We start from the raw sequence: 26,430 nt of genomic DNA, 5'->3' as shown, positions 1-26,430 counted from the left end.
TGTTGGGGTGATCGGCTGCTGGACGTCCTCGACGAGTTATCCATGTGCTCGCCGGATCAGCTGTCGTGTCGCATGTCGGTATTTCCTCCTCCATGCAGATCACGTAGCTAGTTGCGTTCTAGTTCAATCGGGTGTGTCGCGAGCAGCGACAGGGGAAGCGGCTGGCGGCGCAGGACGTGGGCCCACAGGTCCGGGCGGCCGGTGCTGATCGGATCCGAGGGCAGCGCCGAGAGCACGATCCAATCGTTGTTCTGCAGTTCGCCTTCGAGCTGGCCGAAGGTCCAGCCCGCGTAGCCGGCGAATATGCGCAGACCCTCGATCAGCGGGGTGATCTGTTCCGGATCCGCGTCGAGGTCGACCAGCACCACGCGGCCGTCGATGCGGCGCAGTCCGGAGACACCGGCGATCGAGGCGCCGACCCGTACCGTGCCCAGGCATAGGGCCGCGTCCCGCTTGACCGGGCCGCCGATGAACAGCGTGCGCGGCGGCGCCGCCGCCTCGGTCCAGCGTGGCAGCACGTCGTGCACCGCGGTATCGCTCGGGCGGTTGAGCACCACACCGAGACTGCCCGCCTCGTTGTGCTCGATGATGTAGACGACGGTGCGCCGAAATGTCGGCTCGACCAGGTCGGTCGCCGACACCAGCAGGGTGCCGGCGCGCACCACCTGCTCGCCGTGCCGGGAATCGCGTCGCCTGCGGTCACCCTGTCCGCCGCGAGTCTTCCGATCGTCCGGGTCATCTCCGCGTGCCACCCCGACATCATCGCACCGTCGGGGGCCGTTCGTCGGTCAAGCGGCGTGGCGGATTCCGTTACTGTGTGGCCATGGAACGGCCCGAGGTTCTCCTCGACAATGCGGACACTGTCTACGACTTCTATCGCGAACACCAGCAGAACCGGCTGAAGGCGTGGGGCGCCTACGCCATTCTCGGGCGTCGATACCATCCGAGCGTCGCGTACGCCGAGGGTGCGCGCAAGCTGCTGCACGAGGTGATCGGCCAGCGCAGACCACTGCTCATCGCCATCAACCACCTCTCCGAATCCGATCCGTACACCGTCGCCGCGGCAGCCTGGCGCAGCGAATTGCGCCGGGTGATCGGGCGGGTGCGGGTACTGGCCAAGGATGAGCTGTTCCTCGATGACGACCAGCGTCGCAAGATCGACATGATGGGCGGGATCCCAGTGTTCCGCGGCAAGGACCACGGTCTGCGGGCGGTGAACGCGGCCGGTCAGCGAATGATGGATATCTGTGCCGAACGCATGGCGGATGGCGATGGAATCGCGGTCTTTCCGGAGGGCACCTGCAATGAGATCGATCACACCGAGGTACAGCCGGTGGGCAGCGGAATCGGTCACATCGCGTTCCGGGCGATGAAGTTGGGTGCGCAGCCGGTGCTGGTCAGCATGGCATTGAGCTATGGACCCCGAGCCGATCCGACCGTGCCGGTCACGAAGGAAGAGGCCAAGGCGGCCAGCGTCTATTTCGGGGTTCCGATCACCGAGTTGCCCGCCAAGCCCGCGGAGATCGCCCGGCTGGTGCGCACCGATCTGCAGCAGGCGCTCGACGGGGCCGTCGCCGCGTACTGAACCCCTGCCTACTGGGGCAGGCCGAGCTTCTGGCGCGCCCATTGCGGGACCAGCGCGATGTACTCCGGTCGCGACTCGATGAAGTGATAGACCATCGGGCACATCGGCAGAATGCCGAAACCCTCCCGCCGCGAGGCGTTCAGTGCCGCCTGCACCAGCACCCGGCCATAGCCCTGGCCTTCGTGCTGCGGATAGATCTCGGTGTGGACGAAGGCGCGTTCGGAGGCCGTGTCCTGGTATTCGGTGTATCCGGCGATCGCACTGTCGACATAGATCTCGAAGCGTTCCAGCATGGCGTTGTTACGGACCTCAGTCGACATGGCTCGACGCTACTCGGTATGGGTGGGCGGCGGTGTACCGCAACACTAATCGGCTCCGATCGGTTGCTCGACTTGTCTACCGGTGCCGGGCTGGCAAGAATGCTCTTGGTCGCGCCGAACGCCTCCACCGGGAGTGAGGGGCAGGCCGGGCGGAGGTACGAGACATGATGAGGGCGCTGGGCAGTTCGCGGGTGCTGGGTTTTTCCCGGGTACTGGTCGCGGTGGCCGCCACCACCCTGATCAGCGGATCGATCATCACGGCGGAGGCCGCGGCCACACCCGGTGCCGCCTTCGGCGCCTGCCCGGACTCCTCGGTGACCGAGGGACACGGCGTGCAATGCGCGGTGATCTCCGTCCCGATGAACTACGCCGAACCCGACGGTGCGCGGATCGAACTCACCGTCAGCCGGATCGCCGCCACCGCGCAGCGCCGCGGCGTCATCATCGCCAATCCGGGCGGACCCGGCGCGGACGCGCTGGACTACTGGGCGCGCCGCATCGACTCGCTGCCCGCCGAACTCAACGAGCACTACGACCGGGTCGCGGTGCAGCCGCGCGGACTGCGCTGGGCCACGCCCTTGCGCTGTGATACTCCGGCGGATACCTCGGAATCGGCTGACGGCGAACAGGTTTCGCTCGGCGGCGGTAACCGCGACGATATCAAGAAGGCCTGCGACGCCGCACTGCCCGGCTACCTCGACACCATCACCACCGAGAGCACCGCCCGCGATCTGGACCAGGTGCGCGCCGCGCTCGGCGTCGACCGGATCAGCTATCTCGGCACGTCCTATGGCACCTATCTCGGCGCGGTGTACGCATCGCTGTTCCCGAACCGGGTGGATCGCATGGTGCTGGACTCCAATGTGAATCCCGACTGGGTGTGGACCGAGGAGTTCGCGCAGCAGCAGGTCGCTGGCAAGCAGCGCCTCGATGATCTGTTCGCCTGGATCGCCGAGCACAGCGGCGAATACCGGCTCGGGGATACGGCGTTGCAGGTGTACCAGAATTGGGTGCGGCTGGTCGCGGACCAGGGCGGCGGCTGGTACGCCAATCTGACCCCGCCACCGGCCAGCGTCGCCGATCTGCCCGGCGCGCTGCCCGAACCGCTCGCCGAGATCGCCCGCGACGGCTTCAACGGCAGCGTGGAGCAGGCGGGCAAGGTGCAGAATCTGGTGCGCCTCATGCTCACCGGCGGTGCGTCCGCGCAGGTGCCGCTGGTCGGTGCGACCGCCGTCGCCACCTACACCCGCACGTTCTGGCCGACCTTCGCCAGGGCGATGGCCGATGCCAATATCGACCCGAAGAATGTCCGCCAGCTGCTCGCCATCGAGGGCGCGACCAGCACCGATCCCACCGGTCGGTTCGTCTTCTCCGCCATCACCTGCAATGAGAACGGCGTGCGCGGCAGGCTCGAGCTGATCGGCTCGGCCTTCGCCACCATCGCATCGGGCGGCAATGCCATGGACGCCCGCGCCGATCTGGTCCGCTCCGGAACCGCCTGCGGCAACTGGAAACCGGTGACCAAACCGGTGCCGATCAACGGCAAGGACCTGCGCACCCGCCCGCTGCTGCTGCAGAGCCGCCGCGACGCGCTGACCACCTACGAGGGCGGCCCGGCCATGGCCCGCGCCATCGGCGGCGCGCTGATCACCGTCGAGGGCGGTGACCACGGTGCCTTCGGCCGCGGCAACACCATCGTCGACGAGGCCGTGATGACCTACCTGCGCACCGGCCAGGTCACCATCGACCACGCAGATCAAGCGCCGTTGCGGTAGGCGGTAGAGATCACCCCATCACCCGCGCACTGCGCACTGCCCGACGTGCGCCCATCGGAACCACCCCGGACAATGTGGGGATGACGTCCGCGTTCCGGGTGGTGCTCGCTCCGGATAAGTTCAAGGGCTCGCTGACCGCGCCCGAGGTGGCGGCGGCGCTGGCCGCTGGCATTGCGCGCGCGTGCCCGGAGGCCGAGATCCGGCGGGTGCCGGTCGCGGACGGCGGCGACGGAACCGTCGACGCATTTGTGGCGGCGGGCTGGGAGCGGATCGAGGTCGATGCGCCGGGTCCAACGGGAGTAGCCGATACCGCGGCCTATGCGGTGCAGGGGACCACGGCGGTCATCGAATTGGCCGCAGCGGTCGGACTGACGAAACTACCGGCGGGACAACCCGATCCGCTCGGTGCGCACACCTATGGACTCGGCGTCGTCATCGCACACGCATTGGATCGCGGCGCCACCGATATCGTTCTCGGCCTCGGCGGCAGCGCCTCCACCGACGGCGGTGCGGGCATGCTGCGGGCCCTCGGCGCGCGCATCCTGGACGCCGACGGCAATGAATTGCCCACGGGTGGAGCCGCTTTGGTGCAGGCCGCGCGAGTGGACCGCACCCGATTGCATCCGGGCATTTCGGCTGCGAACTTCACCTTGGCCTGCGATGTCGACAACCCCCTGCTCGGCCCGACCGGCGCGGTCGCGGTGTACGCGCCCCAGAAGGGGGCGACGCCGTCGGATCTGCCCATCCTCGAGGCGGCGCTGACGAACTGGGCGGCCGTCGTCGCACCGGAATTCGCGGCTGTCCCGGGAGCGGGCGCGGCGGGCGGCACCGGCTTCGGCGCCTTGGCGGCGCTCGGCGCGCAGGTGCGCAGTGGCATCGAGGTGGTACTCGAACTTCTCGATTTCCCAGCACTTCTCGACGGTGCCGCCCTCGTCGTCACCGGCGAGGGTTCCCTCGATGCGCAGAGTCTGCACGGCAAGGCCCCGATCGGCGTCTGCGAGGTGGCTGGCAAGGCGGGCGTCGCGGTGGTGGCGGCCGTCGGCCGAACGCGGTTGACGCGCGATGAGATCCGAGCGGCGGGCTTCACCGCCTGCTACGCCCTGGCCGATATGGAGCCGGATCCGGCCCGCTGCATCGCCGACGCGGCACAGTTGCTCGCCCGCGTCGGCGAACGAATAGCGGTGGACAACATCCGAATGTGATCCGCGCGAGCCCTGGATACGGGGGCGGCCGCTAGCCCGCCGCCGCGAGCAGGTTGCCGAGCAGTTCGTCGCGGTGGGCATCGCCCCAGGCCTCGAGCGGGCGCAGGGCCACCGCGAGTTCTGCACCGAGTGGAGTGAGGGAATATTCGACGCGCGGGGGGACTTCGGGGAAGACCTCGCGGTGGACCACACCGCTGGCTTCGAGGTGGCGCAGGTTCTCGGCGAGGACCTTTTCACTGACGCCGGTGAGCAGCTTGCGAATCCGGCCGAAGCGCTGCGGGCCGGCGCCGAGCACCCACATCAGATGCAGCTTCCATTTGCCGCCGACGACATCGATCGCCACCGACATGCCGCACACATCGTGATCTGCGTCACTGCTCATCTCCACCGCACTCCTTCTGAGCTGAATTCGAACCTCGAGGTAAGCAACCACACCTCAACGTTCGGTCTTCCCGACCCTACCTGCGATAACGACCATGGACGTTGGCGCCGACAACCGATCGAACGAGAACCGAAGGGACACACAATGTCCGAACAGACCACCACTGGATCCGTCTCCGTGCTCGGCCTCGGGCCGATGGGCCAGGCCATGGTCCGGGCCTTCCTCGACGCCGGTATCGAGGTGACGGTGTGGAACCGCAGCACCGACAAGGTCGACGCCATGGTCGGACTCGGCGCGAAGCGGGCCGCCACGGTCGCCGAGGCGCTCGACGCCAATGAGGTGACCGTACTCAGCCTCACCCACTATGCCGCCATGTACGACGTGCTCGGCCAGGCGACCGACCACCTGCAGGGCAAGGTGATCGCGAACCTGTCCTCGGATTCTCCGGAAAAGGCCCGCAAGGGTGCGGCCTGGGTGCGCGAGCACGGTGCGGAGTTCATCTCCGGCGGCGTCATGTCGGCGGGGGACAATATCGTCCATCCCGCGTCGTTCATCTTCTACAGCGGTCCCCAGCAGGTCTTCGACGCGCACGCCGAACTGCTGCGTCCGCTGAGCCCACAGGAATACCTCGGTGTGGACGACGGGCTCGCCCAGGTCTTCTACCAGGCCGGACTGATCATCTTCCATCCGTGGATGCTCGCCTTCGACCAGGCGCTCGCGGTGATCGAGAAGTCCGGTCACAGCATCGACCAGTTCCTGCCCTTCGCACTGCGCTCGGCCGCCGCGTACCCGTACTTCATCGAGGACTTCGCGGCCGCGGCGAAGGCGGGCGGCTGGGGCACCCTGGCCAGCCTGAAGATGATGGACGCTGGCGCGCAGCACATTATCGAGGCCAGCGAGGAGGTCGGCGTCGACGCGACACTCTCGCACGCATCGCAGGGGCTGTGGCGGCGTGCCATCGCGGCCAGCGAGCAGGCGGGCAACGTGGTTCCCGTCTACCAGGTATTCACCGGTCGGTGAGCTGGACTGTCGGCGGCACGAGGTGAATCCGCGGCGCACTCCGCCACGCCACGGATCCTCGTCGTCCGCCACCGGTGCCGGTCCATGTGCGGCGGCGACCCCTGCCCGTCAGGGTCGACCGCGGCCATTGGACCGAGGGACGACCAGCCCGGGTCGGACGCGCTAATCCCCTGCGGCGCGGGCTGATTCGACCGGGGAGCCCAGACGAGGGAACGGCGTGGTGGAGAAGATGACCTCCACCGCCACTTCGAAGTATGCCGCGATCCGCAATGCGAGATGCAGGCTCGGACTGTACTCGCCGCGTTCGAGGTAACCGATCGTCTGATAGTGCACGCCGAGCGCCTCGGCCAACTCCCGTCGGGAAATGCCGCGCTCGGCCCGCAACATCGCGATGCGGTTGTAGATGACCTCAGTAGGCACGCTGAATCGCCCTCTCGCGGCGCGCCGCCACGCTCGACCCGGACTCGCGCCGTGCCATCCTACGCAGCACCACCGGGGCCAACAGCAATCCGGCCACCGCCCAGACGCCCAGCACGGCAATGGTTTCCAGATGCCGCCAGGAGTGGCCGAGTTCGACGGCGACCGCATCACCCGGCAGCATTGCCGCGCGCATGCCGATGCCGACCCAGTAGATGGGGAACACCTGCGCAATGCCCTGTAGCCAGCCCGGCATCGAGGTGATCGGGTAGAAGATGCCGGAGATGGCGACAATGCCCATGATCGGCAGCGAGAGGAACCCGATATTGCGGGGATTGCTGAACAGCGATCCGAGCACCGCGCCGGCCGGCATGGTCGCGATCATGCCGAGCGCGACAATGCCGATCAGGCTCAGCCAGGAGCCGACGCTGTCCATTGCCGTGCCGTCGACCAGGAAGAGCCCGGGTATCAATATCACCAGGAACGGGACGACCACCCAACCCGCGGTCGTAACGATCTTGCCGATCAGATAGCCCACCATGCCGTTCGGTGTCGCCTTGGCGCGCAACAGTGTTCCGTCCTCGCGCTCCATGGTGAGCATCTGGGCGATGCCGAACATGCCGTTGAAGGCAACGAGCATGCCGAGGATGCTCGGCAGGGCCAGTGATCCGAGCCCGAGGCCGCTCGCCTGGAATTTCGCATCCCGCATGAAGAACAGCACGATGACCATGGTGACCGGCCAGAACAGCATGCCCCACAGGTCCTGGGGAGTGGTGAGCATTTGGCGCAGCTCGATCAGTCCGCGTCGGGTTCCGGCCCGGGCCGCGGTGTCGATCGGATTCATCGCACGACCTCCTCCAGTGAATGGACCTCGGTTTCGAGCCTGCCGGATTCGTACTGCTGCACGAGCTTCATGTAGGTGTCCTCGAGCGAGGCGCGCCGCACCTCCAGCTCGCCTATCTCCTCGCCGTGCTGCCCGAACAGCTCGTAGACGAATTTGGTCGACTCGGTGGTGGTGTGCACGAATCGCTGTCCATGGTGGGTCCAACGGATTTCGGCCTCGCCCGCGATGCGCCGCGACAGTTCGTCGGCCGAGCCATCGGCGATGATCCGGCCACCGGCCAGGATCATGATGCGGTCGGCGAGCTTCTCGGCCTCGTCGAGATCGTGGGTGGTGAGCAGGATGGTGGTCCGGTCGTCGGCGAGCTGATGGACCAGATCGTGGAATTCCCGTCGGGCCTGTGGATCGAAGCCCGCGGTCGGTTCGTCGAGGAACAGCAGTTCGGGACGGCCGACGATGCCGATCGCGACATCCATGCGGCGACGCTGTCCGCCGGACAGCGATCCGATCTTGCTGTTCGCCTGTTCGGTGAGACCGACGGCGGCAATGAGTTCGTCGGTGTCCCAAGGCCGTTGGATCGTCTCGGTCCGATAGGGCGCGTAATAGGTGCCGAGGTGCGAAAGTAATTCGCGCACACGCCATTTGGCGTGGTCGCGCCACGACTGCAGGACCACGCCGAGCCGGGCCCGCCAGGCCTCGTTACCGTGCGCGGGATCCATGCCGAGCACCTCGACGCGGCCCGCGGAGCGCATGCGGAAGCCCTCCAGAATTTCGATGGTGGTGGTCTTGCCCGCGCCATTCGGTCCGAGCAGTACCAGCACCTCGCCCGGTCGCGCCTGGAACGTCACATTGCGCAGGACGTCGGTCGTGCCGTAGCGCATGCGCAGTTTCTCGACGTCGAGCGCGACGCCGTCACCCAGTGTCATCTCATCCTCCCGTTGTGAGATCGGGATGATTCGTAGCATACCTACTACATACCGCAGCGACAATCTGTTGCCGGCGGTCTTCATTGACATGCAGCCAATCGGATGCCTATCGTTAGATATGCAGCTTGCTGGCTGCATATTTCGAAGAAGGTGGCATGGACGAGGTATTCAAGGCGCTCGCCGACTCGAGCCGCAGAAGGCTGCTCGACAGTCTCAACGCGCGCAACGGGCAAACCCTGCGCGAGCTGTGCGCCGAACTGGATATGGCCCGCCAGTCGGTGAGCAAGCACCTCGCGGTCCTGGAGGCGGCCAATTTGATCACCACCCGCCGCAGTGGCCGCGAAAAACTGCACTACCTCAACGCCGAACCCATCAACGCGATAGCCGACCGCTGGATCACCCGCTACCACCGCGCCCGAGTCCACACCCTCGCCGACCTGAAACGAGTACTGGAGGCAAACCCCATGAGCGACAACGCATTCGTCTACACCACCTACATCAAGACCACCCCCGAAAAGCTCTGGCAAGCACTCACCGACCCCATCTTCACCAACCGCTACTGGGGCGCGAGCTTCGAGACCGATTGGCAGCCCGGTTCGGAAATGGTCTGGCACCAACGGGATTGGACCAGCAAGGACCCCGAACAACTCGTCCTGGAATCGGATCCGTACAGCAAACTGTCCTACACCTGGCACACCTTCGACCCCTCCTTCGCCACGGCCTTCGAAATGAACCCGGACGACGTCGCGTCATGGGCACGCGAACCCCGCTCGAAGGTCACCTTCGAACTCGAACCCGCCGGTACCGAACTCGTGAAGCTGACCGTCATCCACGACGGCTTCCGCTCCGACAGTCAAGTCCTCGAAGGCATCAGCGGCGGCTGGCCCGCCATCCTCTCCAATCTCAAAACCCTCCTCGAAACCGGAAACCCCCTCCCCACTCCCTGACCCCCGGTCTGGACAAGCGATCACCATGCGCCGGTGCAGGCAAACATCGAGAAGACCCCTGCATGAGCGCATTATTCCGGGAAGGGAGAGCAGTGCTCTTGACTTAGGGAAGGGGGCGTGGAACACTGATCTCAATAGAGAGCAGTGCTCACGAAGGAGAGAACAATGGATGCCAGCACTCGGTACATCGGTCCTGCTGGGTTGGATCCGATTATGAATCGGATTGCCAACTGGCTGCCCCGGCTCGGGATCAGTGTTATGGGGTCGCGGTTGTTGGCTGTGCGGGGGCGTAAGAGTGGGGAGTGGCGGACGACGATGGTGAATCTGTTGACCGACGCCGACGGGACTCGGTATCTGGTTGCGCCGCGGGGGCATACGCAGTGGGTGCGGAATTTGCGGGTTGCGGGGAGTGGGGAGTTGCGGTTGGGGCGCAAGGTCGAGGCGTTTACCGCGACCGAGGTGGCGGATGCGGACAAGGTGCCGTTGTTGCGGCTCTACCTGCAGAAGTGGGGTTGGGAGGTGGGGAAGTTCTTCGAAGGGGTTACCAAGGACGCCAGTGATGCCCAGTTGGCCGAGATCGCACCGGGGTTCCCGGTTTTCCGGCTTGCCTAGTGGGTCCGGCCTGACCGCCGCCTAGCGTTTGATCAGGAATTCGATGGCGGCGGCGTAGCCCTGGATGCCCATTCCGGCGACCACCGCGGTGGCGATGGGGGAGATGTAGGAGTGATGCCGAAACTCCTCGCGCGCATGCACATTGCTGATGTGCACCTCGACGATGGGGAGTTCCGGAATCACCAGCGCATCACGCAGCGCCACCGAAGTGTGCGTCAGCCCACCGGGATTGATGACGATGCCGGATTCGATGCCGCGTGCCCGATGGATCCGATCGATCAGCGCTCCTTCGGAATTCGACTGGAACGCATCGATCTCGCGGCCGTACCGGGCGGCGGTCTGCCTGCACAGCTCGACGACATCGTCGAGCGTGGCGGACCCGTAGACCTCCGGTTGGCGGGTGCCGAGCATATTGAGGTTGGGGCCGTTGAGAACCAGGATCGGACCGGGTGTCGACATGGACAAGACCCTAGCCGCAGCGACTGCCAGTAGGTCGCGCGACGAGCCGATCTAGAGCCCCTGCGGACCTTCCGACCGCAGGTCATCTACCTTCCGCATCGCGGTGCGCAACTCCTCGAGCCAGGCCTCGGCATGTTTGCCCGCCAACTTCACCGTCCAGGCCAGCGCATCCGCCCGCGACCGGGCCACACCGGAATCGACGAGTGTGTCGAGCACCTTGCGCTCCGGCTGACGCAACCGGGTCATGACCGGAACGGCCAAGTGCGTGAACATGGTTCGCTCACCATCCACCGAGACGCCCCAGGCGACGCTGCGCCCGTACCGGCGCTGGGCCTCGTCCGCGATCCGCATCCGCGCCGGGCGGGTGGTCTCGCGGAATCGGGCGATGGCGCCCTCCTTTGTCGCGGCCGGCACCGCTTCGGCGGGCGCGTCGGCGTCGGCCTGCTCCGATACCGCCGGCTTCTCCGGCTGCGGGATCGGCAGTTCACCGATCACCACGATTTCGTCGCGGTCGATTTCGATGACGGGCTGTCCGGTGAACCAGTCACTCGGCAACCGTCCGGCGAACCAGTCGGGGGCATCCGCTGGGTCGGGTAGATCGGCCTGCTGCCAGCCGCCCGGTCGTCCGAAACCCCGTCCCCGATGATCGTGCCTCATTTGGGAATCACCTACTTACTGTGCAGTTTGTCTTTCATTGATTACAAGATTACTTCGCAAATGATGTGCATGGTTCCGCTCTGTGCGAACGGTTTCGGGGGAAGGCGGTAGGGGTACGCCCGAGAGAGGGTGTGTGCTGGTCAACGGGCGTCCTTCGCCCCGAAACGCCGACGTACGCCGTTTTCGTCCGACTTTGCGTTCCGGCCGGTACGGTTGCGGCGCCGGGTTCGCAGCGGGACCGGGGAGCGCCTATGATCAGCCCCTCGAAGCAAGGGTTTCGGGCACAATCGGAGATGCTGAGCATGGGTAACGTCCGGGCTGCGGCGGCACGGCGGACAACTAATTTCAGGTACGGTGGTCTTGTTACTGGAGTGACAAGAGTAAAGAGTGGGCGACATGGATGTGTGGGGATCCCGCCGCTATCGCGTCCGGGGCGCAATCGCACTCGCGGGGGCGGCGGCATTGGCTATCACGATCGGATCGTGTGGAACCGACCAGAAACGCAATGAGGCCGAAAGTGTCGTAGACCGCTTCACCGAACTTCTCGACGATCAGAACTATGCCAAGGCGGCGGAGCTGACCTCCTATCCCACGGCTGCTTCAGCAACGCTGAAGCAAATGTTCGCGGGCTTGCAGCCGGGCAAGGTCGACTATCAGAAGACCCAATTCATCGGCCTCGGCCCCGAGGGCGGACTGTTCAGCATGGACGTCGCCTGGAACTTCGGCGAGAACAAGACCTGGAAGTACAGCCTGCAGGGCAATGTGCGGAAGTTGGCGATCGGCTGGCGGATCTCCTGGGATCCCGCCGTCGTCATGCCGCAACTGGACCACAACCGCACGGTTCGCCTCGTGCGCACCACACCCACCCCGCCACCCCGGGTCAGCGATATCGTCGGCGACGCATTGATGACCGAACAGGTCATCAATGTGATCAAGCTCGACCCGGCCAAGACGACCGATCCGGTCGCCTCGACCGATGCACTGGCCAAGGCCATCGCACCGGTCGCGCCGCTGATCACCGGACCGTCGCTGCTGCAGCAACTGTCGAGTTCGCAGGGCAAGCCGATTGTCGCGGTGAATCTACGTGAACCCGATTTCGCGATCCTGGAGCCCGCAATGGCCCGGGTGCCCGGCGTGGTGATGGAGAAGCAGCCGCGGCTCATCTCCGCCGACCGCCGGACCTGGTCGCCGATGCTGGACGCGCTGCGCAAGGTGTGGCAGGACAGTCAGGATCAGCACTCCGGTTGGGGTGTGCAGATTTTCGAACAGGACGGTCGCTTCGTCGGGCAGATCGCCGGTTATCAGGGACCGCCCGGTCCGGATATCGCGGCCACCATGGATCAGCGCCTGCAGCGGGCCGCCGAGGATGCGGTGGTGAGCGTGGGCACGCCCGCCTCGATCGTGGCGATCCAGCCTTCCAGCGGCGCGGTCGTCGCGGTCGCGCAGAACACGCAGGCCAGCGAGCACGGTTCGGTCGCCTTCACCGGGCTGTATCCGGTCGGCACCAATATCGACCTGTTCCGCACGGTCGCCTCGGTCCAGAAGAACAAGGCACCGCAGGACGTTTCGGTGCCGGATGCGGCCGAGGCCGCGCCGAATCTCGGTGTGGGCGTCGATTACAAGGTGCCGGGACTGGATGAGGTCACCGGGCGGGTCGCGGTCGCGGGGCGCAGTGCCGAGCAGGTCCGTCAGGGCGGCGGTACGGATGCGGTGCTGGCCAGCCCCTTCGGCATGGCGATCGCCGCCGCCGCCATCGCGCGCGGACAGGTGCCGGCGCCGATGATCGAGGCCGGCCGGCCGAGCACCACCGACGCCCAGGTCGGCGGCATGTCACCGGAGCTGACCGACCGGCTGCGCGGACTGTTGCGCGAGGGCGCGGGCCGACCGGAATTCGCGCCGCTGCGGCCGTTCCGCGATGTCACGGGATTCGTGGCCACCGCGGGCAATGACGGTTGGCTCATCGCGAATGCGGGAGACCTGGCCTTTGCGATCCACATTAAAGATGCCGACAGCGGTGATGCGACTGCGCGCATGGCGGCCAGGCTGTTCCAGTATTTGGCCACCCCGGAGAAGTAAGTCTCAGTTGATGGCTTTGACGCCTTTGACGGCCGCGCGCCAGCCGAGCAGGAACAGCGCGAGCACACATGCCGCGACAATGATGAAACTGAACGCCGTGCCCTGACCGCTGATCACGCGCAGCACCATGCCGCCGCAGAGCGTGCCGAACCAGACCAGAACTCCGGTCGGCCACAGGGCGGTCCCGTCGAAGTGGCGCGTCCGGCTCGCGACCGCGAGGGCCGCCACCCAGCCGATCGAGAGTCCGACCCCGAACGGCCATACCGTCTTCAGCAGTCCGGTGAGTATCGCCTCATCATGACTGCGCCTGCCGATCGCGCAGAACAGGACCACCAGCAGTGCATCGACCAGCAACGGCACCAGTTTCTTCACGCGGGCCAGCGTAGTAGTGCCCGTTTCGGTCGCTCGGATGCGGCAACCTGCCGGTCGAGCCCGGCTCGGTACTCCCTGAGGTCACAGCGTCCGACGCTGCTCGAATTCCTTCTCGAATTCCGCGTCGTCGGCCTGCGGGGTGCGGAACAGGAAGGCGAAGACGATCCAGCCGATGATCGCGACCAGGATGAAGCTCACCAGGCGGTAGACGAAGGCGGCGGCGACGGCCTGGGAGGCGGGCAGGGTCGCACCCGCGGTGAGACCGTAGATGAGGGTCGCGTCGACGTAGACGATGCCGCCGGGCGCGAACGGGATGGAACCGACGGCCTTGCCCGCGGTGAACGCGATGAGCAGGCCGGCCAACTTCGGATCGGCGCCGACCGCGTAGCAGGCCGCGCCGAGGCAGGCCACATCGGCGAAGCGGTGCACCAGCGCCCAGCCCGCGACCAGGACGCCGTCGCGCTTGCCCAGATCCACCGATTCCAGCTGCGAGAGCATATCGGCGATCTTGCTCATGCCCTGGTCGGCGGGCCTTTTGCGGATTCGATTGAGCAGCGCGAGGCCGCGGCGCAGTACGGCCTCCAGCGCGCCGGGATTCCTCGACAGATGGTTGCCCGCCCACACCAGCGCGATCACACCGGCCACCGACAGAATGAGTTTGAACGGCCCGACCTGGTTGCCGACCAGCAGTGCGCCGCCGACGCCGAGCAGGGCGAGTCCGGCGGTGGCCACCACGCCGGAGATCACCAACTGCCAGGAGGCGACGATCGGATTCGCGCCCCAGCGGCGGGTCTGGCGATAGGTGAACGCGGTGGAAAACACCTGTCCGGCAGGCAGAGTCACCGACATCGCGGTGGCGCCGTAGACGACGGCGACGGATTTGTGCTGGCGGACATCGACGCCGCCCGCGTGCAGCAGTTGTTTCTGAACCCGGCTGAACCCGCTCATCGACAGCGCCGCCATCCAGATACAGGCGGCGACCCAGCCCCAGTGAATTTCGGTGAGCTTATTCCAGGAATCGTGCAATCGTGGCCAGAGGTAGTAGCCCTCGCCGATGAGCAATGCCAGCAATGCCATACCGGCGACCCATTTGACCCACCAGAATCTCCCCCGCTGGCCCGGCTTCGTCGGTCTGTCGGTCGGGTCCTCAGGCGGCGGCGGTGCCGGATCGCCTGCTAGTTCCCCGTTGGCCGTCACGCGGTCAGCCTAACGAACCGATCGTTTCGATGCCTGCATCGACGTGCGGATCCTTCGGCCAGGCCAACCCGGTCTTGCGCCGCCGCCCGCGCAGCTGGACTTCGTCCCCTGTCAGCCAAAAGTCCTGCTCACTTTCATCGGCGAAATACAGCGCGCTGCCGGAGGCGAGTACGCGGCCGGGGCGATCCTTGGCCAGTTCGGTCAGCCGCGATGCCTCGTTCACCGGATCGCCGATCACGGTGTATTCGAATCGGTTTGCGGCGCCGATATTTCCGGCGACCGCCAGACCCGCCGATACCCCGATACCGATATCGAGTCCGGGCACCTCGCGCAGGGCTTCGCGCAGTTCACGCGCGGCAGCCAGGGCGGCGGTCGGTGCGTCCGGCCGGTCCAGCGGAGCACCGAAGATCGCCAGCGCGGCATCGCCCACGAATTTGTTGACGAATCCGTGGTGCCGGTCGATGACGTCGACGACGATGCGGAAGAACTCGTTGAGCAGGCTGACCACCTCGGTCGGCGGGCGCTCCGCCGCGGTCGCGGTGGAGCCGACCATATCGACGAACAGCACGGCCACGAAGCGGGTCTCCCCGCCGAGTTCGGTGCCGTAGTCGAGGGCGCGCTGCGCCACCTCCTCGCCGACATGCTGGCCGAAGAGTTCCTGCAGCTCGCGGCGTTTGGCGGCCTCTTCCATCATGCGGTTGAAGCCGACCTGCAGCAGCCCGATCTCACTGCCGTCGAATACCTCGACCTGCACGTCACGGGCACCCTCCTGCACCCGGTCGATGGCCTGGCTGAGCTGGCGCACCGGATCGGAGATGCTCGATCCGGCCAGCATGGACAGCGCGAGCGCCTGCATGATCACCACACCGCACAGCAGCAGGATGGAGATGGCCAGCGACTGCGCCGAGAACTTCACATCCGACGAGATCTGGGTGACGCACAGCAGCACAATGGCGATGGTGGGGGCGAAGGTGCCCATGCCCCAGGTCATCGCCATTCTGGTGCCGACGCCCGGGGTCAGCGAGCGGTCGAACGAACCCTCGGTCAGTGCCTCGGCGGCGACCGGGCGCAGAATCCGTTCGCCGAGCATGTAGGTGAAGCCGAATACGATCGTCGCGGCCATACATTCGGTGACGATGACCGCGCCCGCCAGTTCCGGCGCGTCCGCGATGATAGTGGCCGCCAGAATGGCGCCGCCGATCAACCACAGCACCAGATGCAGGATCGCCTGTCGCAGCGGCGCGTGCAGTGCGGCCATCTGCTCCTGTCGGCTCGGTGGCCCGCCGCGCATCTGCCAGCGCATGACCGGACGCAGCATCAGCGCGGATGCGGCCAGGCTCAGCAGACCGCCGGTGGTGAAAACCAGACCGGGAATCACCAGGCCAGTGCGTCGCGCACTGGCCGCCTCACCCTCGGGAACCGGGAGTCCATATTGGATGAACGCCCACACCAGGACCGCACCGAAGGCATTGGCCAACAGCATCGATGTCAGGTACAGCGGCCAGCGCGTTCGCATGGTCTGTTTGACCGCTTCCAAAGGCGCTGACACGATGACCAATCTAGCGTTTCGATCATGCGAGCATTTCCGCGGCGGTCCGCGCCCATTAGGCTCGCGGAGGTGACCGACCAGAGGGTAAGTGCTAAGGGGAAAGCCACTGCAGTGCGGTCGGCTGCTGATTCTGTGCACCCGTTCGTCCGGGTTTCCGCGGAGTGGTCGTGGCGGCTACTGGTGATGTTCGCCGCGCTGCTCGCGATCTCGGCGGTGGTGCAGCGGTTGGGGACGGTGGTGATTCCGCTCGCCATCGGGTTGCTGGCCGCCGCACTGCTGGCGCCGCTGGTGGATTGGCTGCAAGGGCTCGGGGTGCCGAGGGCGGTGGGGGTGTTCGTCGCGCTCGTCGGATCGATCGGCGTGGTCGCGGGCATCATGACCTTCGTTGTCGAACAGTTCGTCGAGGGTGTGCCGCAGCTGTCCGACGAAATCACCCACAGCATTCACGAGATTCAGGACTGGCTGATCAATGGTCCGCCGCATCTGAGCAATGAACAGATCCGGAATGCGGGCGACACGATCGTCAAGACGATCCAATCGAACCGGGAGGGACTCACCAGCGGGGCGCTGACCACCGCGACAGTGATCGGGCACGTCCTCACCGGCGCGTTCCTTACGCTGTTCATTCTGATCTTCTTCCTCTACAGCGGCGATCAGATCTGGCACTTCGTCACCCGGATCGTGCCGACACCGCATCGGGAAAAGGTGCGCACCGCAGGGCAACTCGGTTTCGGCACGCTGGTCGGATTCGTCCGCGCCACCGTGGTCGTCGCGCTCGTCGATGCCATCGGCATCGGTGCCGGCCTGGCGATTCTCGGGGTACCGCTGGCGCTGCCGCTGGCCTCGCTGGTGTTCATCAGCGCGTTCATCCCGATCGTCGGTGCTTTCCTGGCCGGGACCATCGCGGTCTTCATCGCGTTGGTGACCAAGGGCTGGGTGACCGCGCTGATCGTGCTCGGCATCATCATCGCGGTGATGCAGCTGGAGAGCCATGTGCTGCAGCCGTTGCTGCTCGGGCGGGCCGTGAGCATCCATCCGCTGGCGGTGGTGCTGGCCATTGCCGCCGGCATCGTGCTCGGCGGGATCGCGGGTGGTTTGCTGGCGGTGCCGTTCGTTGCGGTGATGAACACCGCGATCCGGTCACTGCTGTCCGAGCACCCGGAGGAGACGTTCGAGGACCTGCGCACCGGCGAAGGGCACAGAATGTATTCGGCGGAGCCGGATAAACCGGAACCGGGCCGGTTCGACGTGGAGGCGATATCGGCGCGGGAGGCGGCCAGGGAGCACCCGGGTGGGGACAAGACCGATGACGCGGCCGGACCAGACTGAGGTCCGACCTGCCGAACTGAGCGCGGCCGAAGCGGCGACCGCGCCGCTGTGGCGGGCCGTACAGGCGTTGCGGCTGGTCACACTGCTCTACGCGGTCGGCCAGCAGCTCGCCTCGGTGCAGTACTACCAGCACCAGCAGCTGAGCTGGGTGCTGATCGCGGTGATGGCGGTGTGGTCCGGCGCCTCGGCATTCATGTTGTCGCAGTGGCATTTTCCCGATGTGGCGCGGTTGCGGTGGTGGGTGGTGATCGGCGACCACGTGGTGGTTGTCGCACTCATCGCCTCGACCCGCTTGGTCGCCGATTACAGCTGGTACCACGGGCATCAGACGCTGCCGACCACGCTATGGGTCGCCAATGCCGTGGTCTCGGCGGCGATTCTGCGCGGGCCGCTGGCCGGTGTGCTCTCCGGCCTGCTCATCGCGGCGGTGATCATGACGGTGCGTGAACAATGGGGGCAGGACGTGTGGGCCGATGCGACCGCACCGGTGCTCGTCTCCATCGGTCTTGCGCTCGGACTCGCGGCCAATACCGCGCGGCGCGCCCAAGGCCAGCTGGAACGGGCCGTGCGGCTGACAGCGGCCGCCGCGGAGCGGGAGCGGTTGGCCCGTGAGGTGCACGACGGTGTACTGCAGGTGCTCAGCTACATCAAACGGCGCGGCAACGAGATCGGCGGGCCCACCGAGGAATTGGCACAGCGGGCCGCGGAACAGGAAGTGGCGCTGCGGGTGCTGATTTCCGAACAGGGCAAACACGGGGATATCGGTGGCGCCGATATCGATCTGCGACCGCTGCTCACCGCGCACGCGACGCCATCGGTATTCGTTTCGACACCCGGTGAGCCTGTGCGGGTGGGGCGTTGGACGGCGGGTGAGATCGCGGCGGCGGTGGCGAACGCACTGTCCAATGTCGTGCTGCATGCCGGACCCGAGGCGAAAGCCTATGTGCTGCTGGAGGACACCGGCGACGAGCTGATCATCAGTGTGCGCGATGACGGCGTCGGTATTGCGCCGGGTCGGCTGGCCGAGGCGGAAGCCGAAGGGCGCATGGGTGTTTCGCGTTCCATTGTCGGCCGGATCGAAACGTTGGGCGGGACGGCGGTGCTGCTGACCGAGGAGGCGGGCGGTGTCGGATTCGGCACCGAATGGGAGTTCCGGGTACCACGTACAGGAGGTGCGGTGTGACCGATGCCGATGCGGCCGAGACTATTTCGGTCATGGTGGTCGATGACCATCCCATGTGGCGGGACGGCGTCTCGCGGGATCTGGCCGAGGCCGGATTCGAGGTGGCCGCCACCGCGGACGGGGTCGGATCGGCCACCCGGCGGGCGGCGGCGGTGCGGCCCGCGGTGGTGCTGATGGATATGCAGCTGCCCGATGGGAACGGGGCGCAGGCCACCGCGGAGGTGCTGCGGGTATCGCCGCAGAGTCGGGTGCTCGTGTTGTCGGCCTCGGCCGAGCGCGATGATGTGCTGGACGCGATCAAGGCGGGGGCCTGCGGATATCTGGTGAAGAGCGCGTCGGCCAGCGAGCTGATCGAGGCCGTGCGGGCCACCGCGGCGGGGCAGCCGGTGTTCACACCCGGACTGGCCGGGTTGGTGCTCGGCGAGTACCGGCGAATGGCGACCGCGCCCGCGCAACCGGATGAACCGCATCGGCCCGCACTCACCGAGCGCGAGACCGAGGTCTTGCGGATGGTGGCGAAGGGCTTGTCCGCCAAGCAGATCGCCTCCCGGCTCGGGCTCAGTCACCGGACCGTGGAGAACCATGTGCAGGCGACACTGCGCAAGTTGCAGTTGGCCAATCGCGTCGAGTTGACCCGCTATGCGATCGAGCAGGGGCTCGAATAGCGCGATATCGGCTCGGCGACCGTTAGGAGAGTTCGGCCATTGATTGCGTACTCGCTCCGGCGATTCATGCCGGAAGGGCTCGGGCTACGGACCGTCGGCATCGGATGCCCGTAATGCCCGGACGCGAGATGGGGGCCGGTGGATTCGGGTTGGGTCGGCGCTGGAATCGGGGTTTGCCCTGATGCACCCAGCGCCCGGGGCTCGGTAATCTCGAATTCATGGGCGGCCCCGAATCGGTATCCAATGGCGTCGGCTCCGGTGATGCGGTCGGCGACCGTGAACTGCGCGTCTCCGACGCCGAACGCGAGCACGTCGGCCAACTGCTGCAGCGGGCCGTTGGGCTCGGCATGCTCTCACTCGGGGAGTTCACCGAGCGGATGGATACCGCACTGGCCGCCAAGACGCGCGGTGAGCTCAATGCCGTACTGGTCGATCTGCCCGGTGTCCGGCTCATCGGTCACCCTGCCGCACCGCCGTCGACCTTCGTCAACGCCACGCCCGGCTTCGTGAAGCGGCCGGTATCACCGCCGCCGTCGGTCCCGTCGCATGCCACGCCCGGCAATGTGATCCGCAGCCGCCTGTCCGGCGTCAATCGCCGCGGGCCATGGCAGGTCGCGCCATCGCTGCACCTGAACAACTGGCTGTCCGGCGTCACCCTCGATTTCACCGAGGCGATCATGTCCACGCAGGTCGTCGAAGTGAATGTCGACGACTATCTGAGTTCGCTCACCCTGATCGTCCCCGCCGAGGCCACCGTCGACCTCAATGGCGTCGACCTGATCGGCTCCAGCGTCAACAACAAGGTCCGCACCGGCCCGCCCTTCGGCCCGCTGCACCTGGTCGTCCAGGGCCGGATCCGCTTCGGCTCGGTGACCGCCAAACACACCCTGCGCGCCCAGTGGCGCAAGTTGATGGGCAGCTGATCGTCGGTCTAGTCGTTGACGCCGATGCGGCGGGCGAAGGCGCGCAGCGGGACTCGGCGGTCATGGTCGAGCAGTTCGGAGACGATATGCCTCGGCAGGGTCTGGTATTTGATCCAGTCGGCGCCGCCGACGCGTTCGGCATTGAGTAGTGCGTCGAGGGCGCGCTGGTGCTGGCCGGTGCGAGTCAGGGCGACGGCGGTGTCGGTGAGGTGGCGGGCCCGGGAGGCCTGCGGGAGACCGCAATTCGCGGGCATATCCTTCGCAGCGGCCAGCGCCTCCGGATAGCGTTCGGAGCTGACATTCACATCGACGGTCTGCATGACGACCTGTGAAGGGCCGAAATAGGTTTCGTAGTCGTGCCGATCGGTGCCGATGCGCAGTGCGACCTCACCGGCCGCCTCGACCAGCGACAGCGCTTCGGACACGTCCTGTGCGCGGCCTGCCGCGGTCGCACCCTGCAGTACCAGTGACCCGTAGGCGGACAGATGCGCGAGGGTTTCGTCGCCCTCGGGTTCCAGGCTCGCCGCCGCACGCAGCGCGACCTTGCGCGATTCGTCATAGCGGCCCTGCACCAGCAACTGCCAGGCGACCGAGCCGCGGATGGTGGCCAGCAGCAGCGGGTCGTTGCCTTGTTCGGCGGCGGCCAGTGCCTGCCGGATCGCCAGGAACGCCGGATCGGTCTGGCCGAGGTGCACCAGCGTGCAGCCGGTGACCCAATACATCCGGGCGAGCAGTTCATTCGCGGGGGCGACCGTGCCGTTGCGGGCGGCGTGCACCGTGGCACGCAGCTGGGTGAGCCCCGACGGCAGGATCGAGGTCAGCAGTTCGTAGCGGCCCGTCCAGTAGGCGCCCCACGCGTAATCGACGGCGCGACCGGCCTCGTCGAGGCCGATCGCGTCCTCGTCGGGTAATTCGCCGAGCAGATCGTCGACCGGGGTCAGCGCGCGCCGGATCGCGACGATGCCCGCGTCCGGATTGCCGGAGGGTACGCCGTGCCGCTTGCCCACCAGGTCGGAGATGTCGACATCCAGTGCGCGCGCGAGTTTTTGGAGGCTGGCTATCGATGCGGTCTGGCGGCCACCCTGTTCCAGTTTGCGCACCAGGTCCACGCTGACACCGGCTTGGTCGGCGAGTTGGCGCTGGGTGAGCGCCTTTCCGCGGAAGAGCCGTATCCGCACGCCGATCGAGGAATCGTCCATGTAGCCAAGTCCTTTGTTACATCCTTGTTTCAGCGTACGACGTTAAGTGATTGCGCTCACCCGAAGTGGGACATTACGTACGACTCGTTCACGCTCAGTTGGAATACCGTTGCCTTTCTGCAACTTTGAGAATGCAAAGGGCGGCGGCAATGAACACCATGCCGAATACCACCGTGCGAGCTCTCCGCGCCGATCGCGCGCTCGAGCCGGGTGCACACACCAATAGATTCGCTCGCCGCATCCGGCACGTACGCGAACAGCACGGCCCGCTACGCGCGGGGGGCCGCCCGGTTCGCTGGGGAGGCAAGGGGTAGGCCATGTTCGAGCGCTGTCACTCACCCAATGAAGTCGCGCATTTGCTGCGACATAGGTACGGGTTGCCGGTTCAGCTGCTGGCAGGTCGCCCGATGATCACCACCGGCTCCATCCTCGGCGCCCTGGTGATGCCACCGGACCTGGGCCGTAAGGTCCTCGCCACCCTGGAGCGGAGCTATACCGCCCCCGTGGTCGCCGATCCCGGCGAGCGCACCTGGACCTTCCTCGTCGCACCCCCGGGCCCATCCAGTCCGGTCGAAATCAGCGTGCGCCGCTGCCTGGCCGGACACCATGTGACCGTCATCCCCGGCGGCCGCTACGTCATGCTCCCCACCACCGACTCCCAACTCGGCTGGCACTGGGCAGGCGAACCGGCCCCCGGCGTCCTGCGCATGCCACCCCGCTCAGCGGTGATCAACGCGGTCCACCAGGTCACCACAATGCGGACCCCGACCAGGTAATCCGCGGCGCCCCGGCTGACCCCACCTGCGTCCCCGGTGTGGGTCAGTCGGTGTGTCACGCTGTAGCACCTCGTGCTACCGAAGCGGCAGGCTGAGGTATGTCCGGTCAACCTGAGATCACACAGCGGGACCTGCGGAACAGGTCCAAGGAGATCATGGATGCCGTCGAGCACGGCCAATCGTTCACGGTCACTCGAGACGGGCACCGGATCGGCGAGCTGATTCCGCTCCGGCGGCGTCGGCGCTTTGTCAGCAGAGACGACTTTGCCGCGATGTCGCGCAGCGCCTCCCGCTATTGACCTGGCGGCGTTTCGCGCTGATCAGGATGCCGTGGTCGAGCATGAGATGAGCAGTCCGTATGACCGATGAGGTTCCAGAATTCGGGCTACTGGATACCAACATCCTGATCTTGCGCCGGTATATCGACCCCGCCGAGCTCCCGACGAATATGGCCATCAGTGCCATCACGCTGGCCGAGTTGTCCGCCGGACCGCACGAAGTTCGAAACAACGCCGAGCAGGGTGAGTACGACGAGTACGAGGAGCGCGCGCGTCGGCTGGATGTCCTGCAACGGGCCGAGAGCGAGTTCGACCCGATTCCCTTCGATGTGGAAGCAGCCCGCGTATATGGTCGGGTGTCGGCCGCGGTCGTTGCCGTCGGACGCAAGCCGCGCAGGCGACTTGCTGACTTGATGATCGCCTCGACGGCGATTGCCAGTGAATTACCGCTGTTCACTACCAATCCCAGTCATTTCGTCGGCTTGGAGCGGCTGCTAGCGGTGGTGCCGGTCACGCGACCCGCCGGGTAGCGGTCTGCTGGGCCCTTCGACCGACCCGGCGCTGCAAGTCGGGTAGATATCTGTGGTCCACCGAGGATTTCTACTCATGTCTCGGCGTGGTGCGCGAATCAGCATGGGGGACATGACTACGTCGATCGATCCCGCGCTGATTTCGCGGTTGTCAGGGGAGTTCACCGCGTTGGGGACGCAAATGGGCGTTCTGGGGCGAGACCTGGATCTGCTGCGCTGCCAGATCGTGGCGAGCTCGGTTGCGGCATCTGATGTTTCGAAATATGCGGCGGAGGCACCGACTGCCGTGGATTCGCCGCTCGATTCCGTTCCCGGGGCATCCAGTTCGTCACCGACTGTCCCCGGCGCATCGGCGGCGGTCTCGAGGACCGATGCCGGATCTGGAACTTTGGGGACTGCTGGTAGCCCGGCGGATGTGTCGTCGACGGAATCGTCGGGCGCTTCCCGAACGCAGTCGGCCGAGCCGATGTCCGCACCCGCGGCAGCAGCGCTCTCAGAGTCCGATACTCGGTCCGGAGCCGCAGGAACGGGTGGTTGCCCACAGCAGGTGCCGTCGGGTGCTCCCATAGGGCCGCTGGCCGAACAGGTGCGCAGCGCTACGCCTGCGACGGGTCCTGTCCCCGATGCTCCAGTCGTGCCTACCTCGGGTGAGGTGCCTGGTGCGCCTGCGCTTCGTGCGCCTGCTTCAGCAGCGGGGTCTGCCGCGTACGCGGTGGGGGCGGAGTGGTCCCCATCGGTTCCGGTCACGGGGGTGGGACGAATTCCGGTGCCGCCGGCTGCACCTTCGGGTTGGGGACGGCCTGTGCCCGCATATGGCGGCTATATGCAACCGGCCACTACAGCGGTGTCCGGTTGGGCGGCCGCGACAGCTCCTCCTGGGACGGCGGGAGTTCCGGGTGGGTACGGGCCGACGGGGATGCCGCAGCGTTCGGGGGTGATTCCGCCGGGGATGCGGCCGCCGGGGCGGGGTGGGGCGGGTGCGGTGCGGACGCCGTGGTGGCAGCAGGAGGGGATGATCAGTCGGGTATTGGCGGTGGCCGGGGTGGGGGTGACGTTGATCGGGGTGGTGATGCTGCTGGTGCTCGCGGCGCAGGCCGGATTCTTCGGTCCGGTGCCGAGAGTCGTTGCCGGGGTGGTGTTCTCGGCGGCATTGGTCGGGGCCGGGGTTCGGGTGTTCGGGCGGCCCGGAGGTCGGATCGGCGGAATTTCGTTGGCGGCCACGGGTATTGCGGGGGCATATCTGGATGTGGTTGCGGTTACCGCTATCTACGGGTGGCTGCATCCGGTGGTCGGACTCGGGGTGGCGCTGGCTGTTGCCGCGGGTGGGGTCGGGGTGGCGATGCGCTGGCAGTCGCAGCCGCTCGCGGTGCTGGTGGTCGCGGGCGCGGCGGTGTTGTCGCCGTTCGTGACCTCGGAATTGGTACTGCTCGCCTTCCTGATCGTGCTGCAGTTGACCTGCGTGCCGGTGCAATTGGCACGCGACTGGCCGTTCCTGCACGTGGTGCGCACGGTGCCGGTTGCGTTTGCGACCTCGGTCGCCATTGCGGTGGCCGCGGTCGGTGATCCGACAGCGGGCCGGGTCTACTGGCTGCTCACCGCCGCGGTGGCGATCGCATTGATCGGGCTGGTCGGCGGTGTCCTTATGGTGCGCAAGCGATCCGGGGATATTGTCGCCGCGCTGGCCTTCGCCCTGTCGGCCGTCCCGCTCTTGGCGGCACCCGCGCTGTTCGAGCGGCACTCGGCTGCTGTGGTCGCTGGGATCTATGCGGCGGTGCTTTTGGCCGTTGCGGCATTGTCAATGGTGCCGAAACTGAGCGAGCTGGTGCGGATTCCGAAATCGATCGCACTCGTCGCCGCGATAGCCGGTGCGTTCGCACTGCTCGAAGCCTGCGTCGGGGTTACCAGGGTGTCGACCCTGCCGATCGCGCTGTTCCTGGTCGCGCTGTGCTTCCTGGGGGTGGCGGGTCAGCAACGCTCACGTGTCACGGCCGCCTTCGGTGCGGCCTACACAGTGGTCGGCGCCATGACGTACTTCGTCACCGTGACACCGGAAGCGCTTGCGACACAACGGATCGCGCAGGAGCGCATGGGTATCTCGACCGCATCGGGCGCAGTCCTCGCACTGGCCGTGATCGCCGCGGGCGTCTGGTGCGCCAGGAGACTCCCCGGCATGACCAGGGGTAGCACCGATGAATCGACGCTGTTCGTCGTCGCCAGCATCGCGGGCCTGTATGCCGTGACCGCGGCGACGGTCTCGATCGGCATCGCCACCGGTGCCGCCGACGGTTTCATCGTCGGCCACAGCGCCGCCACCATTATCTGGATGGCCGCAGCCACCGCCGCGCTGCTCTTCGGCCTGCGCAGCCTGTCCGGCTCGGCCGCGGTGGCCAAACTCGCCCTCGGCTCCGGACTCCTCGTCACGGCAGCAGCATTGGCCAAACTGTTCCTGTTCGACCTCGCCACCCTCGACGGCCTCGTCCGAGTGGCCGCCTTCCTGATAGTCGGCGTCCTGCTCCTGCTCGCGGGCACCCGCTACGCCCGAGCCTTCGCCGAAGCCGGTACCCCGAAACGAAATTCAGACGACGCCCCAACCAACTGACAACACACCGCATCCGCGCCTTCTCATGGGCGACCTCTTGGCTACCCAGTCGCTGGATCGTGCATCCCCGCCCGGAATCCGGTCGGCATCACACTCCGCTGCCACAGCTGCGCGGTCCCAACCCAAAGTTGCGCCGCACAGTAGTTCCTGTCGATAGCCGAGGCAATCTCGTGATCCGGTATTGCCGCCACTTGGGCGGCGCGCCGGACTGCTCGAAGCCGACTGGGATGCGCAAACCATCGATATCGCGCCCACCGCAGAGTCTGACGGTTACCACCGACCACATGCGGAGCGGGGTATGGAATTCCAGCCCAACTGCTTCCTGCAGTGGATCGGCCCCGCCGCCCGGCCGAGGTCTGCGCGGCAGCCGAGCGGATCGGTTCCTTCAGCGACTGGATCACGGTATTCCCCGCGCTGGCCCAGCAGGCATGGGGCGTCGGTCGCGTACTTCTGTCGCGCACTACGACTGGGCGGCACTCGATGCCGGTCGACGATCCGCGCCCGAGCCTCTGAATATCGCAGCCCCGGTGTACTTCTCGACGGTCACGCGGAGCCTCTCGACGCGCCGAACGTCGATTCGACGGTCACGCCGAGTCTCTCGACCCGCCGAA

Annotated in this window: 28 protein-coding genes; 16 read left to right on the top strand and 12 right to left on the bottom strand. The window is 66.5% G+C overall.

Annotated features, from left to right (window positions below; all coding sequences use genetic code 11):
• Nucleotides 1-107 precede the first annotated feature (107 nt).
• A complete protein-coding gene (locus ACQP2D_RS42330; RefSeq protein WP_433681489.1) occupies nucleotides 108-752 on the bottom strand; it encodes a YqgE/AlgH family protein in 645 nt (214 codons plus the stop codon).
• A 71-nt stretch (nucleotides 753-823) separates the two neighbouring features.
• Between ACQP2D_RS42330 and ACQP2D_RS42325 the strand changes: the two genes are divergently transcribed.
• The gene (locus ACQP2D_RS42325; RefSeq protein ID WP_433681488.1) at nucleotides 824-1,585 is read left to right on the top strand and encodes a lysophospholipid acyltransferase family protein; all 762 of its coding nucleotides are present in this window, start codon (nucleotides 824-826) and stop codon (nucleotides 1,583-1,585) included.
• Nucleotides 1,586-1,593: 8 nt separating this feature from the next.
• Here the strand turns inward: ACQP2D_RS42325 and ACQP2D_RS42320 are convergent, their stop codons facing one another.
• On the bottom strand, nucleotides 1,594-1,905 hold the full coding sequence (locus ACQP2D_RS42320) for a GNAT family N-acetyltransferase (RefSeq protein WP_433681487.1): 312 nt from the start codon (nucleotides 1,903-1,905) through the stop codon (nucleotides 1,594-1,596).
• Nucleotides 1,906-2,069: 164 nt separating this feature from the next.
• Here ACQP2D_RS42320 and ACQP2D_RS42315 point away from each other — a divergent pair, with 164 nt between their 5' ends.
• Together ACQP2D_RS42315 and ACQP2D_RS42310 are read left to right on the top strand one after the other, a co-directional pair.
• On the top strand, nucleotides 2,070-3,680 hold the full coding sequence (locus tag ACQP2D_RS42315; protein ID WP_433681486.1) for an alpha/beta hydrolase: 1,611 nt from the start codon (nucleotides 2,070-2,072) through the stop codon (nucleotides 3,678-3,680).
• 80 nt (nucleotides 3,681-3,760) lie between these two features.
• Entirely contained in the window at nucleotides 3,761-4,882 is a 1,122-nt protein-coding gene (locus ACQP2D_RS42310) for a glycerate kinase (RefSeq protein WP_433681485.1), read from the top strand.
• A 31-nt stretch (nucleotides 4,883-4,913) separates the two neighbouring features.
• Here the strand turns inward: ACQP2D_RS42310 and ACQP2D_RS42305 are convergent, their stop codons facing one another.
• Nucleotides 4,914-5,264, bottom strand: coding sequence for a winged helix-turn-helix transcriptional regulator (locus ACQP2D_RS42305; protein ID WP_433681484.1), 351 nt, complete (start codon nucleotides 5,262-5,264; stop codon nucleotides 4,914-4,916).
• A 144-nt stretch (nucleotides 5,265-5,408) separates the two neighbouring features.
• On the opposite strand from ACQP2D_RS42305, the gene ACQP2D_RS42300 reads away from it, so the two are divergent.
• The gene (locus ACQP2D_RS42300) at nucleotides 5,409-6,284 is read left to right on the top strand and encodes an NAD(P)-dependent oxidoreductase (protein ID WP_433681483.1); all 876 of its coding nucleotides are present in this window, start codon (nucleotides 5,409-5,411) and stop codon (nucleotides 6,282-6,284) included.
• A 162-nt stretch (nucleotides 6,285-6,446) separates the two neighbouring features.
• Here the strand turns inward: ACQP2D_RS42300 and ACQP2D_RS42295 are convergent, their stop codons facing one another.
• Genes ACQP2D_RS42295 through ACQP2D_RS42285 form a run of 3 tightly spaced genes read right to left on the bottom strand, consistent with a single transcriptional unit; the run spans nucleotide 6,447 to nucleotide 8,468 of the window.
• Nucleotides 6,447-6,704: a helix-turn-helix transcriptional regulator gene (locus tag ACQP2D_RS42295; protein ID WP_433681482.1), complete on the bottom strand. Its 258-nt coding sequence runs from the start codon at nucleotides 6,702-6,704 to the stop codon at nucleotides 6,447-6,449.
• Nucleotides 6,694-7,545, bottom strand: coding sequence for an ABC transporter permease (locus tag ACQP2D_RS42290; protein WP_433681481.1), 852 nt, complete (start codon nucleotides 7,543-7,545; stop codon nucleotides 6,694-6,696). The genes ACQP2D_RS42295 and ACQP2D_RS42290 overlap by 11 nt, the downstream gene beginning before the upstream one ends.
• A complete protein-coding gene (locus ACQP2D_RS42285; RefSeq protein ID WP_433681480.1) occupies nucleotides 7,542-8,468 on the bottom strand; it encodes an ABC transporter ATP-binding protein in 927 nt (308 codons plus the stop codon). Before ACQP2D_RS42285 ends, ACQP2D_RS42290 begins: the two co-directional genes overlap by 4 nt.
• 155 nt (nucleotides 8,469-8,623) lie before the next feature.
• Here ACQP2D_RS42285 and ACQP2D_RS42280 point away from each other — a divergent pair, with 155 nt between their 5' ends.
• Together ACQP2D_RS42280 and ACQP2D_RS42275 are read left to right on the top strand one after the other, a co-directional pair.
• Complete coding sequence (locus ACQP2D_RS42280; protein WP_433681479.1) at nucleotides 8,624-9,415, top strand: ArsR/SmtB family transcription factor; 792 nt, start codon at nucleotides 8,624-8,626, stop codon at nucleotides 9,413-9,415.
• Nucleotides 9,416-9,580: 165 nt separating this feature from the next.
• Entirely contained in the window at nucleotides 9,581-10,027 is a 447-nt protein-coding gene (locus ACQP2D_RS42275; RefSeq protein ID WP_433681478.1) for a nitroreductase/quinone reductase family protein, read from the top strand.
• 21 nt (nucleotides 10,028-10,048) lie between these two features.
• Here ACQP2D_RS42275 and aroQ read toward each other — a convergent pair whose 3' ends face one another.
• The gene (gene aroQ, locus ACQP2D_RS42270) at nucleotides 10,049-10,486 is read right to left on the bottom strand and encodes a type II 3-dehydroquinate dehydratase (protein ID WP_433681477.1); all 438 of its coding nucleotides are present in this window, start codon (nucleotides 10,484-10,486) and stop codon (nucleotides 10,049-10,051) included.
• A gap of 51 nt (nucleotides 10,487-10,537) precedes the next feature.
• The gene (locus ACQP2D_RS42265; RefSeq protein ID WP_433681476.1) at nucleotides 10,538-11,143 is read right to left on the bottom strand and encodes a hypothetical protein; all 606 of its coding nucleotides are present in this window, start codon (nucleotides 11,141-11,143) and stop codon (nucleotides 10,538-10,540) included.
• A gap of 396 nt (nucleotides 11,144-11,539) precedes the next feature.
• Between ACQP2D_RS42265 and ACQP2D_RS42260 the strand changes: the two genes are divergently transcribed.
• Nucleotides 11,540-13,219, top strand: a complete 1,680-nt coding sequence (locus ACQP2D_RS42260) for an NTF2-like N-terminal transpeptidase domain-containing protein (RefSeq protein WP_433681475.1) — start codon at nucleotides 11,540-11,542, stop codon at nucleotides 13,217-13,219.
• 3 nt (nucleotides 13,220-13,222) lie between these two features.
• Here ACQP2D_RS42260 and ACQP2D_RS42255 read toward each other — a convergent pair whose 3' ends face one another.
• The 3 genes from ACQP2D_RS42255 to ACQP2D_RS42245 form a co-directional block, all read right to left on the bottom strand.
• Nucleotides 13,223-13,591 (bottom strand): DUF3054 domain-containing protein, encoded by a 369-nt coding sequence (locus ACQP2D_RS42255; protein ID WP_433681474.1) that lies wholly within the window; start codon nucleotides 13,589-13,591, stop codon nucleotides 13,223-13,225.
• A gap of 81 nt (nucleotides 13,592-13,672) precedes the next feature.
• Nucleotides 13,673-14,788: a lysylphosphatidylglycerol synthase transmembrane domain-containing protein gene (locus tag ACQP2D_RS42250; protein ID WP_433681473.1), complete on the bottom strand. Its 1,116-nt coding sequence runs from the start codon at nucleotides 14,786-14,788 to the stop codon at nucleotides 13,673-13,675.
• Nucleotides 14,789-14,792: 4 nt separating this feature from the next.
• On the bottom strand, nucleotides 14,793-16,304 hold the full coding sequence (locus ACQP2D_RS42245; RefSeq protein ID WP_433685938.1) for an adenylate/guanylate cyclase domain-containing protein: 1,512 nt from the start codon (nucleotides 16,302-16,304) through the stop codon (nucleotides 14,793-14,795).
• A 165-nt stretch (nucleotides 16,305-16,469) separates the two neighbouring features.
• Between ACQP2D_RS42245 and ACQP2D_RS42240 the strand changes: the two genes are divergently transcribed.
• The 4 genes from ACQP2D_RS42240 to ACQP2D_RS42225 all read left to right on the top strand — a co-directional run bounded on the left by ACQP2D_RS42240 (nucleotide 16,470) and on the right by ACQP2D_RS42225 (nucleotide 20,437).
• Nucleotides 16,470-17,666 (top strand): AI-2E family transporter, encoded by a 1,197-nt coding sequence (locus ACQP2D_RS42240; RefSeq protein WP_433681472.1) that lies wholly within the window; start codon nucleotides 16,470-16,472, stop codon nucleotides 17,664-17,666.
• Nucleotides 17,644-18,849, top strand: coding sequence for a MacS family sensor histidine kinase (gene macS / locus ACQP2D_RS42235; protein WP_433681471.1), 1,206 nt, complete (start codon nucleotides 17,644-17,646; stop codon nucleotides 18,847-18,849). The genes ACQP2D_RS42240 and macS overlap by 23 nt, the downstream gene beginning before the upstream one ends.
• 32 nt (nucleotides 18,850-18,881) lie before the next feature.
• A complete protein-coding gene (locus ACQP2D_RS42230) occupies nucleotides 18,882-19,514 on the top strand; it encodes a response regulator (protein WP_433685937.1) in 633 nt (210 codons plus the stop codon).
• A 218-nt stretch (nucleotides 19,515-19,732) separates the two neighbouring features.
• Nucleotides 19,733-20,437, top strand: coding sequence for a DUF1707 SHOCT-like domain-containing protein (locus ACQP2D_RS42225; RefSeq protein ID WP_433681470.1), 705 nt, complete (start codon nucleotides 19,733-19,735; stop codon nucleotides 20,435-20,437).
• Between the two features lie 8 nt (nucleotides 20,438-20,445).
• Here ACQP2D_RS42225 and ACQP2D_RS42220 read toward each other — a convergent pair whose 3' ends face one another.
• On the bottom strand, nucleotides 20,446-21,636 hold the full coding sequence (locus tag ACQP2D_RS42220) for a helix-turn-helix domain-containing protein (RefSeq protein ID WP_433681469.1): 1,191 nt from the start codon (nucleotides 21,634-21,636) through the stop codon (nucleotides 20,446-20,448).
• 407 nt (nucleotides 21,637-22,043) lie between these two features.
• Here ACQP2D_RS42220 and ACQP2D_RS42215 point away from each other — a divergent pair, with 407 nt between their 5' ends.
• The 5 genes from ACQP2D_RS42215 (at nucleotide 22,044) to ACQP2D_RS42195 (ending at nucleotide 26,332) form a co-directional block, all read left to right on the top strand.
• Nucleotides 22,044-22,412 carry a hypothetical protein gene (locus ACQP2D_RS42215; protein WP_433681468.1) on the top strand — a complete coding sequence of 123 codons (369 nt, stop codon included), beginning with the start codon at nucleotides 22,044-22,046 and terminating at the stop codon, nucleotides 22,410-22,412.
• A 155-nt stretch (nucleotides 22,413-22,567) separates the two neighbouring features.
• Nucleotides 22,568-22,711 (top strand): hypothetical protein, encoded by a 144-nt coding sequence (locus tag ACQP2D_RS42210; protein WP_433681467.1) that lies wholly within the window; start codon nucleotides 22,568-22,570, stop codon nucleotides 22,709-22,711.
• A 59-nt stretch (nucleotides 22,712-22,770) separates the two neighbouring features.
• A complete protein-coding gene (locus ACQP2D_RS42205; RefSeq protein WP_433681466.1) occupies nucleotides 22,771-23,220 on the top strand; it encodes a type II toxin-antitoxin system VapC family toxin in 450 nt (149 codons plus the stop codon).
• A 934-nt stretch (nucleotides 23,221-24,154) separates the two neighbouring features.
• A complete protein-coding gene (locus tag ACQP2D_RS42200; RefSeq protein WP_433681465.1) occupies nucleotides 24,155-25,819 on the top strand; it encodes a DUF2339 domain-containing protein in 1,665 nt (554 codons plus the stop codon).
• Between the two features lie 327 nt (nucleotides 25,820-26,146).
• Nucleotides 26,147-26,332 carry a hypothetical protein gene (locus ACQP2D_RS42195; protein ID WP_433681464.1) on the top strand — a complete coding sequence of 62 codons (186 nt, stop codon included), beginning with the start codon at nucleotides 26,147-26,149 and terminating at the stop codon, nucleotides 26,330-26,332.
• Nucleotides 26,333-26,430 lie beyond the last annotated feature (98 nt).

Source organism: Nocardia sp. CA-119907, from assembly GCF_050955995.1.
Taxonomy (GTDB): Bacteria; Actinomycetota; Actinomycetes; order Mycobacteriales; family Mycobacteriaceae; genus Nocardia.
The sequence above is the reverse complement of the archived record's forward strand: the minus strand, read 5'-3'. Positions and strand labels throughout refer to the sequence as shown.